The organism is Caulobacter sp. (assembly GCF_039596335.1).
In the GTDB taxonomy this organism is placed as follows: Bacteria; Pseudomonadota; Alphaproteobacteria; order Caulobacterales; family Caulobacteraceae; genus Caulobacter.
The window spans coordinates 38,009-55,602 of the sequence record NZ_JBCNJZ010000003.1 but is presented as its reverse complement, the minus strand read 5'-3'; the positions used below and the strand labels follow the sequence as shown (position 1 = coordinate 55,602).

The following is a 17,594-nucleotide window of genomic DNA, read 5'->3' as shown; positions in this document are numbered from 1 at the left end:
GGCGAACGACGTTCACTTCTAGGTTCCAGGGCAGGCGCCCCCTTGCGGCTGGCGGCCATGGCCTGCGCCGGCTTGCTGGCGACGCCGGCGGGGGCGGCCGAGCGCGCCGTGACCCTCGCCCTGCCCGCCTTGCCGCTGGACGACGCGCTGGTCGAGCTGAGCCGGCAGGCCGGCGTCGACATCCTGCTCTCGTCGGCCAGCGTCGGGAACCGACGTGCGCCGTCTCTGCGCGGTCGCTACACGCCCGGCCAGGCGCTGCAGCTGCTGCTCGCGGACTCGGGCCTGGAGTTCGAAAGCCTCGAGGGTCAGGGCTATGTTGTGCGGGCGGGACGCGTCACCAAGGCTGCGGCGCTGTCCGATCCTGTGGTCCTGCCCGAGCTTCTGGTCGTGGGCGTGCGCACCCAGAACGTCGACCAGAGACGCGATCCCGATGGCATCCAACCCTACCGGGTCTTCGACCGCGCGACGCTGAGAGCGGCCCAGGGCCTGTCGGCCGATGACTTTCTCCAGACCTGGCTGACCAGCAACAGCGACACCCACGAGATCGTGCCCAGCCGCGGACGCGGCCTGCCGCCGTCACGATCCAATTTCAGCTTCCGCGATCCTTCGGCGCTCTCCAGCACCTTGGTGCTCGTGGACGGGCGACGCATGCCCGCGGTGCCCGGCATAGCGCAGCTCGCGCAGGCCGATGTTGGTCCCATTCCGCTGGCGGCGATCGGGCGGATCGAAACCCTCGGCGCCAGCAGCGGCGCGCTCTATGGCCTGGGCGCGGTCAATGGCGTGGTCAATCTGGTGATCGATCGCAACTATCGTGGGGCCGAGGTCGCCGCCACGGTCGGCAGCGGCAAGCACGGCGACGGCGGCTATGGTCGGCTGGACGCCCGCCTGGGCTATAGCACCGCGGACGGCGCCACGGCCCTGATGGTGCGCTATGGCCAGAAGCGCTTCAACGGCGTCACCTTCGGTGATCGAAACCAGGCGGCGGCGCCTCTGGACGGCGCGCAGATGAAGCCGGGCCAGGCCTACAACCGGCCGCCCGGAAACGGCGTCACCCTGTTTGGCCTCAACGGCCCCTTCACGGTCGGCGGCGTCGAGATGCTGAAGACCTACATCCCGGCGGACTATGACGGTTCGACACCAATCGAGACGGTGCTGATCGCCAATGCCGGCCGGTCCGCGCCCGGCCTGGCGCCGGCCCACCGAGACGGCCTGCTGACCACCGACAGCCGCACCGACGCGGTGCTGGTCAATCTCCGCCAGCGCCTGTGGCGCGGCGCCGAAGCCTATTTCGACCACATCTACCTGGCGAGCCACGACGCCGCCCCCCTCGCCTACGGCGCCCTTTCCACCCAACTCACGCCGGGCCAGGGGATCGCGACGATGCTGTCGGGGAGCAGTCCGGTCGAACTGGTCGCGCCCCTGCCCTATGTGTTCGGAACGTCGGACAGCCGATTGATCTCGCGCCGCACGACCGTCGGGCTGGTGTTCGATCTCCCGGCCCGGTGGCGGGGCGGTCTGGACTATGCGGTCGGCGATGTGCGCTTTCGCCAGGTCACCCAGGAGGTGGGCTTCGACGAACAGGCGCGCCCCAGCATCGCCAGCGGCGTCGCGCCCGCGGACGGGCGGCGCGCGCCAAACCCGTTCGGCGACCAGACCCAGTTTCTGGCCGACCTGGGCCAATACCAAAGCAACTGGGCAGAACCTGCTCCCTACGGTTCATCCCGCCTGGAAGACATTTCGCTACGCGCTTCCGGCCCCCTGGCCCGGCTGAGGGGTCGCGACGTCACGCTCTCGCTCACCGCGCAGCAGCTCTGGGAAAGCCTGCCCAACTTCCCCGGCGAGCCGCGAAACCATGTCTCGATGCGCTCGCGCTCTTTGTTTGGCGAACTGCGCGCGCCTCTGGAAGGCCTGACCGGGGTTCCGGGGTTGGAGGTGCAGGCTGCAGCGCGACGGCAGGTCGGCCGCATCCGCATCTTCTACGGCGGTCCCGCCGGTCCGGTCGAGAAGACCGCCGACCTCTATCTGCTGGGCACCAAGGCCGAGCCCGCGCCAGGCCTCACCCTGCGCATGGCCTATGCCTCTGGCGCGCAGCTTCCCGAGCCGGTCATGTTCATGAGCGCGGTGGGCGCGGGCATCAGCAGCCTGATCGACCCCAAGCGCAATCCCACCCAGCCGATCTCGGCGGAAGGCTGGTTCCGCCATGCCTGGGGCGGCTCTCCCGATCTCCGGCCCGACCAGATGCGAACCTATTCGGCCGGCATGGTGCTGACGCCGCGGCGGCTGCCTCGGTCCCGTCTGTCCGTCGACTATACCCGCATCGAAGGCCGCGACCTGCTGGTCCAGGTCTATCGCGGCTACGACTTCTACCTCCAGAACGAGGATCGTTTCCCCGGGACTGTCATTCGCGCGCCGCTCAGTGAGGCCGACCGCGCCAAGGGCTACACGGCCGGCCGCATCCTGGAGGTGCGCGACCTCAACGAGAACACGGGGTCGAGCTTGATCGAGGCGGTCGACATCGCCGCGGATCACGATCTGGACCTGGGCAGCGGCCGGCTGGCATTCAGCGCCGCCCTGACCTGGCAGCCGACCCTGCGCCGACGCGCGCCGCCCGACAACATCGTGTCCAAGCGCACGCAGGACGGGGCGACGCCGGAATGGCGCGGCGCGCTCGGCGCGCGATGGTCGAACGACCGCATCGCGGCGTCAGCGACCATGCGCTACGTCGACGCCTACGCAGTGACCTCCCTGCCGGCGCGCACGACGGTGGATCTCTCGTTCGCCTGGAAACTCCCCGCGCCTCTCGACGCCCCGCAGACCGAGCTTCGCCTGGGCGTGCGCAACCTACTCGACCGATGGTCGCTCGAGGATCCGCTGCAGCGGCGCGTGGAAGCGACACTGATCGCGCGGTTCTAGACACCGTCCTTGCCGCTGGGCCAACGGCCGCAGTTGACGTTCGGTCAAAACGGTCGTCTGTTGGTGAACACTGTTCACATACCGTCACTTCGGGTCAACTGAAGGATGGCAACGGGGAGGACGCGGACCATGGACCATGTCGACGTACTGATCGTGGGCGCGGGGCTTTCGGGGATCGGCGCGGCCTATCACCTGAAAAAGCACTGCCCGGGCAAGACCTACGCAATCCTGGAAGGCCGCGAGGCGATCGGCGGCACCTGGGACCTGTTCCGCTATCCAGGCATCCGCTCTGACAGCGACATGTACACCCTGGGCTATAGCTTCAAGCCGTGGAAGGCCGCCAAGGCCATCGCCGATGGGCCATCCATCCTGTCCTATGTCCGCGAAACCGCGCGCGAGAACGATGTCGACCGCCACATCCGCTTCAAGCACCTGGTCAAGCGCGCCAGCTGGTCCACCGAGACGGCGACCTGGACGGTCGAGGCCGAGCACGACGGCCAGGTGGTCAAGTTCAGCTGCGGCTTCCTCTACATGTGCTCGGGCTATTACCGCTATTCGTCCGGCTACACGCCCGACTTCGCCGGAAGCGACCGTTTCCAGGGGCGCATCGTCCACCCGCAGCACTGGCCTGAGGATCTGGACTATGCCGGCAAGCAGGTCGTGGTGATCGGCAGCGGCGCCACCGCCGTGACCCTGGTGCCGGAGATGGCCAAGACCGCCGGCCACGTGACCATGCTCCAGCGCTCGCCGACCTATGTGGTCTCGCGCCCGGCCGAGGACGGCCTGGCCAACTGGCTGCGCACCAAGCTGCCGCCGATGGCCGCCTACGGCTTCACGCGCTGGAAGAACGTGCTGCTGTCGATGCTGTTCTTCAACCTGGCCCGCAAGAAACCGGAGAAGACCAAGGAGCGGCTGATCGGCCTGGTCCGCGACCAGTTGGGCCCCGACTACGACGTCGAGACTCACTTCACGCCGCGCTACAATCCCTGGGACCAGCGCCTGTGCCTGGTGCCCGACGCCGACCTGTTCGACTCGATCAAGGCTGGCTCCAGCTCGGTGGTCACCGACCACATCGAGACCTTCACAGAGAATGGGATCCTGCTGAAGTCGGGCAGGACCTTGCCCGCCGACGTCATCGTCACCGCCACCGGCCTGCAGCTGCAGTTGCTGAGCGGCATGGAGGTGGTGGTCGACGGCGTCGTGGCCAACCTGGCACAATCGATGAGCTACAAGGGCATGATGTTCAGCGACGTGCCGAACCTGGCCTCGGCGTTCGGCTACACCAACGCCAGCTGGACGCTGAAGGCCGACCTGACCAGCGAATATGTCTGCCGCCTGCTGAACCACATGGACCGGGTGGGCGCCGACTGGTGCGCGCCGCGCCTGGACGGCGCGATCGAGACCGCCCCGTGGCTGGACTTCTCGTCCGGCTACGTCACCCGCTCAATGGACCAGTTCCCCAAGCAGGGCCTGCGCAAGCCGTGGAAGGTGCACCAGAACTACGCGCTGGACCTGGTCGCCCTGCGTTTCGGCAAGATGGACGACGGGGTGATGGCGTTCGGCAAGGCGGCGGCGACTCCGGCCAAGGTCGCGGCCTAGTTTCCCTATCGGATCTGATAGGTTGCAACCGGTGGCGGCGGCTCCGACCTTTCAAGGGTAAGGAGACCCGTATGGCCGCACCGTCCTCGTACCTGGGCTGGAAGATCGACTACGCCAACCCGCCCGGCGAGCCCGCCTATCTGGAGCCGGGCTCAATGCACTGGCGGGTGTACAAGAACCCGATCGCCCTGGCGGTCGGGGGCGTGGCCGCCGTGCTGCTGGAGTTCGCCGACGCGCGGATCCGCTCGGGCGTCTGGGATCACTCGACCTACAAGGCCGACCCGATCGGCCGCTCCAAGCGCACCGGCATCGCCGCCATGGTCGGGGTCTATGGCCCTCAGGCCGCCGCGCGGCGCGTGATCCAGGGCGTCACCAACATGCATACCCGCGTGGTCGGCGAGACGCCCAAGGGCGAGGCCTATAAGGCGCTGGATGTCGAGCTGCTGGACTGGGTCAGCGCCACCGCCGGCTACGGCTTCCTCAACGCCTATGACCGCTTCGTCGCCCCGCTGAGCGAGGCGCAGAAGACCCGGTTCTACGAAGAGGCCCATCCGATCGCCCGGCTCTATGGCGTGAAGTACTCGCCCAGCAACCAGGCCGACTTCATGGCGATGATGGACAAGCTGGCGCCGCGCTTCGAGCCACACCCGATCGTCGGCGAGTTCCTGGACATCATCCAGTCGGGCAAGGCCGCGTCCGCCGCGCCGAAGTTCCTGCATAAGGCCCTGGCCCGGGCCTCGGTGTCGCTGCTGCCGCCGATCGTGCGGACCAAGCTGGCGCTGGGCCGGGAATACGACCTGACGCCGCTGGACACGCTGTCGCTGAAGGCGGCGGGCAAGCTGGCCGACCGCATCGCGATCAAGTCCAGCCCGCCCAGCCAGGCCAGCCTCCGCCTGGGGCTGCCGTACGACTTCCTGTACCGCAGCCAGGCCGAGCAGAAGCGGCTGCTGGCGGAGCGGGAGGGTTCGCTGGCGGCGGCTTCGGCCTGAAGATCCTCCCCCGCGATGCGGGGGAGGTGGCCCGAAGGGCCGGAGGGGGCTAGCTGGACATCTGCCGCATTAGCCCCCTCAGTCGCTCCGCGACAGCTCCCCCGCATCGCAGGGGAGCATCTCACTACCCCTTCCGCACCACGAACCGCAGCGCCGAGTGAGTCGTCGAGAAGGCGCAGACCTTGGTGTCGACGAAGCCCAGGCCGCGCGCGGCTTCCAGGATCTCGGCGTCCTTCAGCGGCGCGCCCTTGCCCTTCTGGGCCACGACCCAGACCGCGCCCTTGTCGGCCAGGGCGCCGGCCCAGTCCTCCAGGCGATCCAGGTCGGCCAGGTCCTCGGCGGCCAGGAACAGCAGGTCGACGTTCTCGTCGGCCTCGACCGGCTCGACGCGCGCCGAAAGCTCAGCCAGGAACGCCGCGTCCTCCAGCCCGTCGATCACCACGGTCATGCCGGGCTTCACGCCCAGCTTGTCCAGGCGCGTGGGCGGGTTCTCGATGGCGTGGACCCAGGTCTGCGCCTGGCCGGGCTCCATTGTGAAGCGCGTGCCGTCCCGCAGCACCAGGTCATCGCCCTCGACCCGCACGTGCTTGAGGGCGTGACCCTGATAGATGCCGCGATAGGCCCCGCGGAAGATCAGCTTGGGCGGCTCCCACAGTAGCTTGCCCTCGCTCTCGCCCTCGGACAGTTGCCCCCAGACGCCGCTCGCTTCTTTACCCATGCCTACTTGCCTTCAAACTTCGGTTGTCGTTTCTCGAGGATGGCGTCGACGCCTTCCATGTGGTCCTCGGTGTGGTGGGCGATGGCCTGGGCGGCCGCGCTCATCTCCATCAGGGTGTCGTAGCTGGCCGTCTGGCCGTGCTTGAGCAGGCTCTTGCCCATACGCAGGGCGTGGGGCGGCTGCTGGGCGATGCGGTTGGCCAGCGCCAGGGCTTCGTCCATCAGCGTATCGGCCGGCACGGCCTTGCTGACCAGACCCCACTCGGCCGCCTTGGCCGCGTCGATGACGTCGCCGGTGAACAGTAGTTCCGCCGCGCGGCTCATGCCGATCGTGCGTGGCATCAGCCAGGCGCCGCCGTCGCCGGGGATCAATCCCAGCTTCAGGAAGGTGACGCCGAACTTGGCGGTGTCGGCGGCGATGCGGATGTCGGTCATGCAGGCCACGTCGCAGCCCAGGCCGATGGCCGCGCCGTTGACCGCCGCGATCGACGGGACCTCCAGGCCGTAGATGGCCCGGACGATGCGATGGATGTTCTTGCGGTAGCCGTCGCGCACGGCCACGCCGTTGCCGCCGAACGCGCCCTCGCGGGCCTTCATGGCCTTGACGTCGCCGCCGGCCGAGAAGGCCTTGCCCGCGCCGGTCAGGATCACGCAGCGGATGTCCTGATCGTCGTTGATCGCCTCGCAAGCGGTCGCCACCTGGTCGCCGTCGCCGGGCGCGCCCAGGGCGTTCATCGCCTCGGGGCGGTTCAGGGTGAGGATGGCGACGTGGCCGCGCTTCTCGGTGAGGATGAGGGACTTGTTGTCGACGGACATGGGGTGAGGCGCTCCTGCATATTATTCGTTTTGTCCTTGCATAGCCTGCTTTCCGCCGCCGCGCAGCCGAACCCGCCACCACAACCTGTGCGATCACACCGATCACGAAAACGCGACTGGCGCACCAGGCTGCGACATCCTCTGTATGTCTCTTGGGACGAAGACGAAGGCGCGGTGAATGACCGAGCACGCGAAGGCCCGACACGTGTTGATTATCGAGGATGAAATCCTCGTCGCGTTCGAGGTCGAGGCCCTTCTGGCGGAGATGGGCTTCACGAGTTTTGATATCGCCGACAGTCCGGCGGACGCCTTGGCCATGGCCACGGCCAATCCGCCCGACCTGATCACGGCCGACTACCGCATTGTCGGCGGCACCGGGCTCGAAGCCGTCGAGGCTATCCAGCGCCTCCTGGGTCGCATCCCCGTGGTCTATGTCACCGGCAACGCCGAACAGCTTCGGGGGCAGGTCAAGCCGATCGTCGACAAACCGATCTCGCGCCGACATCTGGCCGCCGCCTGCGTGGACGTCGGCCTCCCCCGCCCCTAGACTGGGGATCGCAGGAGGCTGCGATGCACGAGATCACCACCCTGGACGCGCTCGAGGCGCTGTACCAACCCGCGCCTGTCGCCGCCTCGACCGTCAAGGTCACGAGCCACATCACCCCGCACTACGCCGCGCTGATCGACGCCTCGCCATTCGTGGCCCTGGCCACCGTGGGGCCCGAAGGTCTGGACTGCAGTCCGCGCGGCGACCTGCCCGGCTTCGTCCGCATCGCCGATCCCAAGACCCTGATGTTGCCCGACCGGCGCGGCAACAACCGCATCGACAGCCTGCGCAACATCGTCCGCGACCCGCGCGTGGCCTTACTGTTCCTGATCCCGGGCTCGGGCTCCACCTTCCGCGTCAACGGCCGCGCGGTGCTCAGCGCCGATCCCGACCTGCTGGCCAGCTTCGCCGTCGACGGCAAGCCGCCGCGAACGGTGATGGTCGTCACGGTCGAGGAAGCCTACTTCCAGTGCGCCCGCGCCATCGTCCGCTCAGGCCTGTGGAAGCCGGAAAGCCAGGTCGCGGCCGCCACCCTCCCCACGCCCGGCGCCATGCTGGCCGCCGTCACCGCCGGCGAAGTCGGCGGCGACACCTACGACCGCGAATGGCCCGGCCGCGCCGCCAAGACCATGTGGTAGCGATCAACTCTCCTCGATCTGCCTTTGGTCGTCGCGGCTGATCGAGACCTCTTCGAAATCCAGCTCCTCCTGCACGATCAGGAAGGCGTCGGCGCCGACGATCTGTTCGTCGCGCAGTTCCTCCAGCCGCACGCGCTGGCGGGCCAGGGCCTTCAGGCCCAGCGTGCAGCGCGCTTCCAGCGGGCCGGTGGCGGGCGGGAAGCCAACCGGGACGGCGGCGAAGCGGAAGCGCCAGTGGTCTGCGGCCTCGCCGTGGTCGTTCTCCAGTTCCTTCAAGGCGGCGGCGGCCAGTTCGGCGCGCACATGAACCAGCTCGGCGTCGATGCCGGTCTCGCCGTCCAGGCCCAGCAGCTTGACCAGCGGCGACAGGGTCAGCCCCTGGATCACCAGGGTGGCCAGCACCACCGCAAAGGCGGTCAGCACCACCAGGTCGCGCTGCGGGAAATCGGCCGGCAGAGCGAAGGCCGTGGCCAGGGTGACGAGGCCCCGCATGCCGCACCAGCCGACCAGCACCCCGTGCCGCAGGTTGGGCTTGTAACCGCCGCGCAAGGACGGGATCAGTTGGGCCAGGCGGATATAGATCAGCACCCAGGCCATCCGCACCACGATCAGGCAGGCGATCACCGCCGAGACGAAGCCGGCGGCCTCGACCAGACGCTCGCGGCTCATGTCGGCCAGGATGATCCGCGCCTGCAGGCCCATCAGCAGGAAGGCCAGCACGTTTAGGAAGAACACCGCCGAGGTCCAGACCGCGAAGCTGTGGATCCGCATTCGCGGCGGCGTACGCAGGCCGGCCCGGCGCGCGATGGTCATGGCGAAGGCCACCAGGCACAGCACCGGCGACAGGCCCAGGCGCTCGGCGATCACCCAGACCCCGAAGGCGGTGACGAACTCCAGGACGTTGCCGCCCAAGGTGCCGCTGACCAGCGGATTGAGGGCGCGCAGCACCTTGGCCAGCACGATGCCCAGGATGATCCCGCCCGGCGCGGCCAAGGCCAGGCGCCACGCCAGGTGTCCGTCGACCTCGCCGCGCGCCTGGAAGGCCAGGGCCGCCGAGAACAGCAGCAGGGCCGAGGCGTCGTTCAGCAGGCTCTCGCCCTTCAGCACCACGATCGAGCCGCGCGGCATGCGTACGCTGCTGAGCACGGCGGTGGCGGCGGCCGCGTCCGGCGGGGCGACGATCGCACCCAAGGCCAGGGCCGCGGCGATCGGCAGGCCGGCCATGGCCACGCCCAACCACGCCACCGCCCCGGCGCTGATCACCACCGCCAGCACGGCCAGGGCGAACAGCGGCCGCCACAGCTTGCGCGCGTCGCCGACGGGGAAGTCGAAGGCTGCATCGACTAGGGCCGGGGCCAGGAACAGCGCCAGGGTCGTGTGCGGCTCGAGCGATATGCGCGGCGCGCCGGGGACCAGGGCGATGCACACCCCGGCGGCGGCCAGCATGGTCGGATAGGGCACCGTCAGTCGACGCGACACCTGCAACAGCAGAACCGCCGCCAACAGCAGGACCAGCAAACTCTCAAAGAAGCTCAAGCGGCGATCTCCAACCGTTGAGCGACCTTAGGGGGCAAGTGCGTCGTCCGCACAACGATGTTTGTCGGCCCCTCGGACTGTCGCAGTTCTGCGACGCTTCGCGCCCTCCCCTACCCCGCCCGTCTAGCCCCGCCGGGTCCCGCGTCCGAGCCTCGCCGCAGAGGAAACGCGAAAGGAAATCCGCCCATGGCCAAGACGATGAAGGCCGCCGTCGTGCGGGAATTCGGCAAGCCGCTGGTGATCGAGGACGCGCCGATCCCCGAGCCCGGTCCCGGCCAGATTCAGGTCCGCATCCAGGCTTCGGGCGTCTGCCACACCGACCTGCACGCCGCCGAGGGCGACTGGCCGGTCAAGCCGAACCCGCCCTTCATCCCGGGCCACGAGGGCGTCGGCTTCGTCTCGGCCGTCGGGGCCGGGGTGAAGCACGTCAAGGAAGGCGACCGCGTCGGCGTACCGTGGCTCTACAGCACCTGCGGCCACTGCAAGCACTGCCTGGGCGGCTGGGAGACGCTGTGTGAGAGCCAGCAGAACACCGGCTATTCCGTGAACGGCGGCTTCGCCGACTATGTCGTGGCCGATCCGAACTTCGTCGGTCACCTGCCCAAGGAGATCGGCTTCAACGAGATCGCGCCGGTGCTGTGCGCCGGGGTCACGGTCTACAAGGGGCTGAAGGTTACCGACACCAAGCCCGGCGACTGGGTGGTGATCTCCGGCGTCGGGGGCCTGGGCCACATGGCGGTGCAGTACGCCAAGGCCATGGGCCTGAACGTCGCCGCCGTTGACATCGACGACGCCAAGCTGGACCTGGCCCGCCAACTGGGCGCGACCGTCACCGTCAACGCCAGGACCAGCCAGGACCCGGCCGCCGAGATCAAGAAGCAGACCTCCGGTGGCGCTCAGGGCGTGCTGGTGACGGCCGTCTCGCCGATCGCCTTCCGTCAGGCCCTGGGCATGGTCTCGCGTGGCGGCACCGTGGCCCTGAACGGCCTGCCGCCCGGCGACTTCCCGCTGTCGATCTTCGACATGGTGCTGAACGGCGTGACCGTGCGCGGCTCGATCGTCGGCACGCGCCTCGATTTGCAGGAGTCGCTGGACTTCGCCGCTGACGGCAAGGTCAAGGCCACGATCAGCACCGCCCGCCTGGACGACGTCAACGACGTCTTCGCCCGCATGCACAAGGGCCAGATCGAGGGCCGCGTCGTCCTGGACCTGACCCAATAGGTGAAAACAAGAACGACCCGAGGCTCCCCACCCCGGGCCGTTCGAAACACATAGTCGCCTGAGGGTCGCTTAGTCGTCGCGGTGGACGCGTTCGCGGCGCTCGTGGCGTTCCTGGGCCTCGACGCTCATGGTCGCCGTGGGGCGAGCATCCAGTCGGGCCAGACCGATCGGCTCGCCCGTCTCCTCGCAATAGCCATAGGAGCCATCCTCGACTCGGCGCAGGGCCTGGTCGATCTTGGAAATCAGCTTCCGTTGGCGATCGCGGGTACGAAGCTCGAGCGTACGATCAGCTTCCGAGGACGCGCGATCGGCTAGATCGGCGTGGTTCTCGGTTTCTTTCTGGAGATGAGCAACCGTCTCGCGAGATTCGCGGAGGATTTCCTCTTTCCAGGCCAGCAACTTGTTCTTGAAATACTCAAGCTGCCGGTCGTTCATAAAAGGCTCGTCCTCGGAAGGACGATACCCAGACTCTTCGACTAGAACAGTGGCCGTTTGCATTAACGCCTCACGCCCCAATGAACGCAGCCCGAAACGGGCGGGTGCTTATACCAAAAGGTGAGCCGCGTTCAATGAACCTCGCGTGAGTAGCGCGTTCAGCACGCGCTGCTCGCGTGCGGGGCCCCGGAACCCGACGACGACAGGTGTAAAACGCGCGAGACGGCGAAGCGTGGCAGGAAGAAAACCAATTCGGTTCCCTGCCGCTACCCATGTCAGCGGCCTTGGCTCTGAAGCTTGGCCAGCTCGACCGCGGCGCGGGTCTCGATCTCGTTGAGGACCCCCTCAAGCTTGGGGTCGTCGGTGTTCTCGCGTTGCTCGCGAATGGCGCGGGTCAGGCGCTCCAGCGTGTTCTGGGAGATGTCGCCGTCGATCATCGCGACGCGGACCTCGCCCAGGATGTCCAGGATCTGGTCGGCGCGGCGCACCGCGCGCTTCTTGCGTTCCAGCGGGCTGCCGACCGCGCCGGTCTCCTGCAGGGCCAGCAGAGCATCGACCGAGCCGACGCCCGACAGACCGCCGACGGCAGCCGTGCTGGCCGCGCCGCTGGCGGCGTTGACCGAAGGCAGCGAAAAGCTGGACGACGAGCCGCCGGCCGGCTTGGCCCGCGATGCGCCGGCTGCTCCTACGCTCCCCGTGCCTGAAACCTTCATCCGACAGCTCCAATAAGCTCACACGCGTTACGTCATACTATCCCGACGCGAGATCATAATCTCCCTCGGCGTTTGAAGTATGGTTAATGCCGGGCAGAATCTGCCGGAGGGCGCCGAGCGGACCAGCGCCATCCCAGGAATCCCTTGAGTCACAAGGCCCTTAGAACTGGCCCGCTTCTGGCATGAGCGGCGCGGGGACCTCTCCCCCGCTACGAGATTGCCATGTCGCGTTCATTCTTCAGCACCGTCCTCCGCCCGGTCCTCGCCGCTGTGGTCGTCGCCAGCGTCTTCGTGGCCGCACCGGCGTTCGCCAAGTCGCGCATCAAGGACATCGTCTCGTTCGAGGGCGTCCGCGACAACCCGCTGGTCGGCTACGGCATGGTGGTCGGCCTGAACGGTACGGGCGACAGCCTGCGCAACGCGCCGATGACCAAGCAGAGCCTGGAAGCGATGCTGGAGCGCCAGGGCGTCAACGTCCGCGACGCGACGCTGAACACCAAGAACACCGCCACGGTCATCGTCACCGCCAACCTGCCGCCGTTCGCGGCCGCCGGCTCGAAGATGGACGTCACCGTCTCGGCCCTGGGCGACGCCAAGAGCCTGCTGGGCGGCACCCTGATCGTCACCAGCCTGCAGGGCGCGGACGGCCAGACCTACGCCGTTGCTCAAGGCACGGTGCAGACCGGTTCGGTCTCGGCCGGGGGCGCCTCGGGCTCGTCGGTCACCAAGGGCGTTCCGACCGCGGGCCGCATCGCCGGCGGCGGCGTCATCGAGCGCGAGACCGGCTTCCAGATGGTCAGCATGGACATCCTGCGCCTGACCCTGCGCAACCCGGACTTCACCACCGCGCGCCGCATCGCCGACGCCATCAACCAGAAATTCCCCAGCTGCGCCCAGGCCCAGAACCCGACCATCGTCGCGGTCCGCGCCCCGGCCGGCATGGACATGATCAGCTTCATCACGGCCATCGAGAACATGCAGGTCGAGCCCGAAGGCCCCGCCAAGGTGGTCATCGACGAAGTGGCCGGCGTGATCGTGATGGGCGACGACGTGCGCATCAGCCAAGTCGCCATCGCTCAGGGCAACCTGACCATCTCGGTCCAGGAAACCCCGGCCGTTAGCCAGCCCGCGCCGTTCAGCCAGGGCCAGACCGCCGTCATCCCGCAGTCGACCGTCAGCGTCGACGAGGAGAAGGGCAAGAAGCTGGTCACCCTGGGCGGCTCGCCCTCGCTGAAGAGCCTGGTCGGCGGCCTGAACGCCCTGGGCGTCACGCCCCGCGACATGATCTCGATCCTGCAGGCCGTGAAGGCCGCGGGTGCCCTGCAAGCCGACATCGAGGTGATGTGATGAACGCGATGTCCACCATCTCCACCCTGGTTCCCCAGTTCGGCGCCGCCGTCTCGGCTACCAAGACCGCCGCCGACGCGGTCAAGGCCGCCGCCTCGGCCGCCAAGGAAACAACCCAGCGCGCCAAGATCGCCGACACGGCCAAGACCTTCGAGGCCTCGTTCCTGTCGGTGATGATGCAGCAGATGTTCGAAGGCGTAAAAACCTCCGAGCCCTTCGGCGGCGGCCAGGGCGAGGAGATGTTCAAGTCGATGCTGACCGACGCGATGTCCAAAGAGGTCACCAAGGCCGGCGGCGTCGGCCTGTCCAGCACGATCCAGCGCGAAATGCTGAAGATGCAAGGTCTGAAGGAGTAGCCCATGGCCATCGCCGCCGCAGACGCCGACGATCGCGTCCACCAGCTGACCCTGCTGACCGAGCGCCTCACCGAGCTGGTCGCCAAGGAAGCCACGGCCTTCGAGAACCACCGCCCGCACGAGGCGGCGCAGTACGTTGAAGAAACCGCCAAGCTCGCCAATGTCTATCGGCACGAGTCGATGCGGGTTAAGGCCAATGTCGCCCTGGTCGAGGCCGCCCGGCCCGAGCTGCGCCAGCGGCTGATGCGCGCCACCGAGGCCTTTGACGCCGTGCTGGCCCGCCAGTCGCGCGCCGTCGCCGCCGCCAAGACCGTGACCGAGGGCCTGGTCCATGCCGTGGCCTCGGAGATCGCCAACCAGCGTGCCGCCCCGGCCACTACCTACGGCGCCGGCGCCATGATCAACGACCGCCCCGCCCTCGGCTCGGCGATCACGCTGAACCGCAAGGCCTAGATCAGTTCGAAGACGGCGGCGGCCCGGGCCGCGCCGTCCGGATCGCCGAAGTCCGCCACGACATGCTCGGCCACGACCCGCAGACGGTCGGCCGGCAGGGGCGTCCGCCACGGATCGCCGATCAACACCGCGATCCCCGCCGCGGTGCAGCGCTCCAGGAAGGCCAGGACCCGCGCCGCCAGGTCCGGGTCGTAGAAGAGATCGCCCACCAGCATCAGGTCTACGTCTGGCGGATCGCCCGTCGTCAGGTCGGCCAACACCGTCTCGACCGTCACGCCGTTAGCGTCGGCGTTCAGGCGCGTGGCCGTCAGCGCATAGGGATCGACGTCGGCGGCGGTCACCGCGCTCGCGCCCGCCATCATCGCGGCGATGGCGACGAGGCCGGAGCCGGCGCCGAGATCCAGCGCGCGCTTGCCCTTCACCGTCGCCGACCGATCCAGCACATGCCGCGCCAGGGCCAGTCCACCGCCCCACGGCCGCGCCCAGTAGGGCGAGCCAAAGTCCGGATCAGCATCGGCCAGCCGCATCAGCCCGCTGCGTGGTCCGGCCCGGTGCAGGCGGATCTCGGGCACGCCTGGCACGGGCTCCAGCGGCAGGTTGGCCTGGATGAAGGCGGCGATGTCCAGGGTCAGGCTCCCAATGCGATGCGCCGCTCCACGCCGATGGCGTTGAGGAAGTCCTCGTCGTGGCTGACGACCAGCAGCGCGCCGTCATAGCCGGAAAGCGCCGCCTCGACCGCCTCGATCGACGACAGGTCCAGATGGTTGGTCGGCTCGTCCAGGATGAGCAGCTGCGGCGGTGTCGCGGCGCACAGCACGCAGGCCAGGGCCGCTCGCAAGCGCTCGCCGCCGCTCAAGGTTCCGGCGACCTGGTGGGCGGCGGCGTTGCGGAACAGGAACCGCGCCAGGGCGGCGTGGGCGTCGTTGACGCTGGCGGCCGGATTCAGGCGGCGGAAGTTCTCCAGGATGGTCTCGTCGTCGTTCAGCAGCGCCGCCCGCTGGTCCAGCAGGGCGACCGGGACCGACAGCTTCACCAGGCCGGAGGTCGGGGAGTGATCGCCCGTCGCCAGCCGGATCAAGGTCGTCTTGCCCGTCCCGTTCGGCCCGATCACCGCGATGCGCTCGGGACCGGCGATGCGGAACGACAGCCCGGTAATCGCTGGCGTCCCATCCGGCCAGACGAACCCGACCTCATCGAAGGCCAGCACCGACCTCCCCTCCGGCAGTCCGCTGGACGGCAGATCAAAGCCCAGGGTGCGGGCCCGCTCGACGCGGGCTTGCGCCGACGCCTTGGCCTGCGCCGCCTCGGCCGCCAGCTTGTCGGCCAGCTGTCCCTCGCGCGCGCCGCTGTTCTGCGCCCGCTCGGCCATCATCCCCAGCACGATCTTCGGTGTGCCGCCGCGGTCGGCGAACCTGCGGCCGGCGGCGTCACGGCGGTCCTTGCGCTCGCGGGCGACCTGGGCCTCGCGCGCCACGCGGCGGACCTCCTTCTCGGCGTGGTCTAGGTCGCGCTGGGCGGCGTCAGCCTCCAGCGCCTTGCGCTCGGCATAGAGGTCGTAGCCGCCGCCATAGGACCGAGCGCCCAGCGACGACAGCTCGACGATGCGGTCCATGCCGCGCAGCAGGGACCGATCGTGGCTGACCACCACCGCCCCGCCCTTCCAGCGCGCCAGCGCCCTGGCGACGATCTCGCGGGCGTCGGCGTCGAGGTTGTTGGTCGGCTCGTCCAGCAACAGGACGTCGGGCCGGGCGATGAGAAGCCTCGCCAGCCCTGCCCGCGTCGCCTGGCCGCCCGACAGCGCCGCCGCCGGCCGCTCGGGATCGAGGCCCGCCAGACCGACATCGCTCAGAGCCTGGTCCAGCCGCGCCGGCAGGTCCCAGTCGGCTTCAGAGAGGTCGGTGTCGTCGCCCTCCCCGCGCTCGATACGCGACAGGCGATCCCACGCGGAACGCACGCCCAACAGGTCGGCCAGCCGCGCACCGGGCGAGACGTCCGGCGTTTGCGCCAGACTGGCGACGGTCCCGGCGCGGGTGATGGTCCCGGCCGTCGGCGCGCGTGCGCCGGCGATCAGCGCCAGCAAGGTCGACTTGCCCGCGCCGTTACGACCCACCAGACCGATGCGCTCGGTCCCGAGGGCTAGGTTCAGATTTTCGAAGAGCGGCCGGCCATCAGGCGTGGCGGCGGAAACGGCATCCAGAGTGATGAAGGACATGCGAGCCCACGGTCAGGGAAACGGGAAGGACGAAGCGGTCTTCCGTCTTGCTGATCATGGGAGCCTCCATTGGACGTGAGGCGGGGCTTCTACGCCCGCGAACGCGGTTCGGCAAGCTTGGCCGGGATCAGGCCTTAAGTCGGCGCCATGGCGTGAAGGACCCAGATCAGCGAGCCGACGCCGCCCAAGAACACCAGGCCGTCGATGACGATCGAGCGCGGCTTGGGGGCCTTCAGGGCGTCGAATGCGTCCTGCTTGGCGCCCTGTTTTCCGCTGGCGGCGGCCTTGGCCATGGCGAGTTCCTGCATGCCTCGGACTTCTGCCCGACCGTGACGCTTAGACCATGCGTGGACTGAAGAACCCGCTTCCAAACAGGGTTTCAGAAATCCGAACGGCCTTGATCAGGGGCAGGCGCCCTGGCGCAGCACGGGCGGTGCGGACGGGTCGGCCTTACGACGCTGGCCATAGACCTTGCAGAGGTCGCGATGACGCCGCCTTTCCTGGTCCGCCGTCGGCGGCTTGCGTGGGGCGGGCTCGGGCTCTTCCCATTTCGTCTCGTCGATGGGGCCAACGAACTGGGGCGACGGCCGCTTGTCGCGACGACCGCCCCACGCGTCGTAGCAGCGCTCCTTCTCCTCGGGCGTCATGTGTTCGTTGCTGTGGCCGTAGCAGGCCCGATGATAGCGCCCCCAGCCGGCGTCCGGATTGCCCTCGGTGATCTTCCAGCGCTCGACAGCCTTGGGATCGACGCGCCAGGCAGGCTCGACGGCGGGCGGCCCGGGCTCCGCTGGCGCAGCGACGGACACGCTGTCGCCCGATACCATCGACGGGACCGAGGCCTGTGCTTGCGCTGCGGCCGAGGAGGCTCCCGCCTTCGCCGCCTCCGACCGGCGCCCCGGTGTTCGCTCGGCCCGTTCGAGTTCGAGGATCATCGCCGGCGCCTCAGCGACCGGCGGTGCGCGCTCCAGCAGGGCCAGGCCGCCCAGGACCAGGGCGTTGACCAGGACCCCGCCCGCGCCGGCGATCCATCGCCGGGTCACCGCGCCCCGCCCCATCCGCCCACCACCTCCGGCTCAGTTGGACAGAAGGACGCGCGCCACTG

General features: G+C 68.7%; 19 protein-coding genes. 9 read left to right on the top strand and 10 right to left on the bottom strand.

The genetic code is table 11. From position 1 onward, the window contains the following. Positions 1-42 precede the first annotated feature (42 nt). The 3 genes from ABDW31_RS06790 to ABDW31_RS06780 all read left to right on the top strand — a co-directional run bounded on the left by ABDW31_RS06790 (position 43) and on the right by ABDW31_RS06780 (position 5,501). On the top strand, positions 43-2,913 hold the full coding sequence (locus tag ABDW31_RS06790; RefSeq protein WP_184717644.1) for a TonB-dependent receptor: 2,871 nt from the start codon (positions 43-45) through the stop codon (positions 2,911-2,913). 129 nt (positions 2,914-3,042) lie between these two features. Further along, complete coding sequence (locus ABDW31_RS06785; RefSeq protein WP_184717642.1) at positions 3,043-4,512, top strand: NAD(P)/FAD-dependent oxidoreductase; 1,470 nt, start codon at positions 3,043-3,045, stop codon at positions 4,510-4,512. Positions 4,513-4,583: 71 nt separating this feature from the next. Beyond that, positions 4,584-5,501: an oxygenase MpaB family protein gene (locus tag ABDW31_RS06780; RefSeq protein ID WP_343698448.1), complete on the top strand. Its 918-nt coding sequence runs from the start codon at positions 4,584-4,586 to the stop codon at positions 5,499-5,501. Positions 5,502-5,625: 124 nt separating this feature from the next. Here ABDW31_RS06780 and ABDW31_RS06775 read toward each other — a convergent pair whose 3' ends face one another. Both ABDW31_RS06775 and ABDW31_RS06770 read right to left on the bottom strand, forming a co-directional pair. Next, complete coding sequence (locus tag ABDW31_RS06775; RefSeq protein WP_184717638.1) at positions 5,626-6,219, bottom strand: DUF3052 family protein; 594 nt, start codon at positions 6,217-6,219, stop codon at positions 5,626-5,628. A 2-nt stretch (positions 6,220-6,221) separates the two neighbouring features. Next, entirely contained in the window at positions 6,222-7,034 is an 813-nt protein-coding gene (locus ABDW31_RS06770; RefSeq protein WP_184717636.1) for a crotonase/enoyl-CoA hydratase family protein, read from the bottom strand. Positions 7,035-7,212: 178 nt separating this feature from the next. Here ABDW31_RS06770 and ABDW31_RS06765 point away from each other — a divergent pair, with 178 nt between their 5' ends. Continuing rightward, a complete protein-coding gene (locus ABDW31_RS06765) occupies positions 7,213-7,581 on the top strand; it encodes a response regulator (protein ID WP_184717634.1) in 369 nt (122 codons plus the stop codon). 23 nt (positions 7,582-7,604) lie between these two features. Continuing rightward, the gene (locus tag ABDW31_RS06760; RefSeq protein WP_184717632.1) at positions 7,605-8,219 is read left to right on the top strand and encodes a pyridoxamine 5'-phosphate oxidase family protein; all 615 of its coding nucleotides are present in this window, start codon (positions 7,605-7,607) and stop codon (positions 8,217-8,219) included. 3 nt (positions 8,220-8,222) lie between these two features. On the opposite strand, the gene ABDW31_RS06755 is transcribed toward ABDW31_RS06760, so the two are convergent. Further along, entirely contained in the window at positions 8,223-9,755 is a 1,533-nt protein-coding gene (locus ABDW31_RS06755; protein ID WP_184717630.1) for a cation:proton antiporter, read from the bottom strand. A 186-nt stretch (positions 9,756-9,941) separates the two neighbouring features. Between ABDW31_RS06755 and adhP the strand changes: the two genes are divergently transcribed. After that, a complete protein-coding gene (adhP, locus tag ABDW31_RS06750) occupies positions 9,942-10,976 on the top strand; it encodes an alcohol dehydrogenase AdhP (RefSeq protein WP_184717628.1) in 1,035 nt (344 codons plus the stop codon). 69 nt (positions 10,977-11,045) lie between these two features. On the opposite strand, the gene dksA is transcribed toward adhP, so the two are convergent. Beyond that, positions 11,046-11,474, bottom strand: a complete 429-nt coding sequence (dksA, locus tag ABDW31_RS06745; protein WP_172267878.1) for an RNA polymerase-binding protein DksA — start codon at positions 11,472-11,474, stop codon at positions 11,046-11,048. A gap of 212 nt (positions 11,475-11,686) precedes the next feature. Continuing rightward, positions 11,687-12,124, bottom strand: a complete 438-nt coding sequence (locus ABDW31_RS06740) for a flagellar assembly protein FliX (protein WP_184717626.1) — start codon at positions 12,122-12,124, stop codon at positions 11,687-11,689. Between the two features lie 222 nt (positions 12,125-12,346). Between ABDW31_RS06740 and ABDW31_RS06735 the strand changes: the two genes are divergently transcribed. From ABDW31_RS06735 to ABDW31_RS06725, 3 genes are read left to right on the top strand one after another with little or no spacing between them, the layout of a single operon-like run. Then, positions 12,347-13,471: a flagellar basal body P-ring protein FlgI gene (locus ABDW31_RS06735; protein ID WP_184717624.1), complete on the top strand. Its 1,125-nt coding sequence runs from the start codon at positions 12,347-12,349 to the stop codon at positions 13,469-13,471. Continuing rightward, positions 13,471-13,827: a rod-binding protein gene (locus tag ABDW31_RS06730; RefSeq protein WP_184717622.1), complete on the top strand. Its 357-nt coding sequence runs from the start codon at positions 13,471-13,473 to the stop codon at positions 13,825-13,827. Before ABDW31_RS06735 ends, ABDW31_RS06730 begins: the two co-directional genes overlap by 1 nt. Positions 13,828-13,830: 3 nt before the next feature. After that, positions 13,831-14,280 carry a flagellar basal body protein gene (locus ABDW31_RS06725; RefSeq protein WP_184717621.1) on the top strand — a complete coding sequence of 150 codons (450 nt, stop codon included), beginning with the start codon at positions 13,831-13,833 and terminating at the stop codon, positions 14,278-14,280. Here ABDW31_RS06725 and ABDW31_RS06720 read toward each other — a convergent pair. The 5 genes from ABDW31_RS06720 to ABDW31_RS06700 form a co-directional block, all read right to left on the bottom strand. Next, entirely contained in the window at positions 14,277-14,852 is a 576-nt protein-coding gene (locus tag ABDW31_RS06720) for a 50S ribosomal protein L11 methyltransferase (RefSeq protein ID WP_343698447.1), read from the bottom strand. The genes ABDW31_RS06725 and ABDW31_RS06720 overlap by 4 nt on opposite strands. A gap of 56 nt (positions 14,853-14,908) precedes the next feature. After that, positions 14,909-16,492, bottom strand: coding sequence for an ABC-F family ATP-binding cassette domain-containing protein (locus ABDW31_RS06715; RefSeq protein ID WP_184717619.1), 1,584 nt, complete (start codon positions 16,490-16,492; stop codon positions 14,909-14,911). Continuing rightward, on the bottom strand, positions 16,449-16,562 hold the full coding sequence (locus tag ABDW31_RS06710; RefSeq protein WP_184717617.1) for a hypothetical protein: 114 nt from the start codon (positions 16,560-16,562) through the stop codon (positions 16,449-16,451). Before ABDW31_RS06710 ends, ABDW31_RS06715 begins: the two co-directional genes overlap by 44 nt. Before the next feature lie 64 nt (positions 16,563-16,626). Then, positions 16,627-16,800, bottom strand: coding sequence for a hypothetical protein (locus tag ABDW31_RS06705; protein WP_184724278.1), 174 nt, complete (start codon positions 16,798-16,800; stop codon positions 16,627-16,629). Positions 16,801-16,893: 93 nt separating this feature from the next. After that, positions 16,894-17,532 carry a hypothetical protein gene (locus ABDW31_RS06700; RefSeq protein ID WP_343698446.1) on the bottom strand — a complete coding sequence of 213 codons (639 nt, stop codon included), beginning with the start codon at positions 17,530-17,532 and terminating at the stop codon, positions 16,894-16,896. Positions 17,533-17,594: the final 62 nt, after the last annotated feature.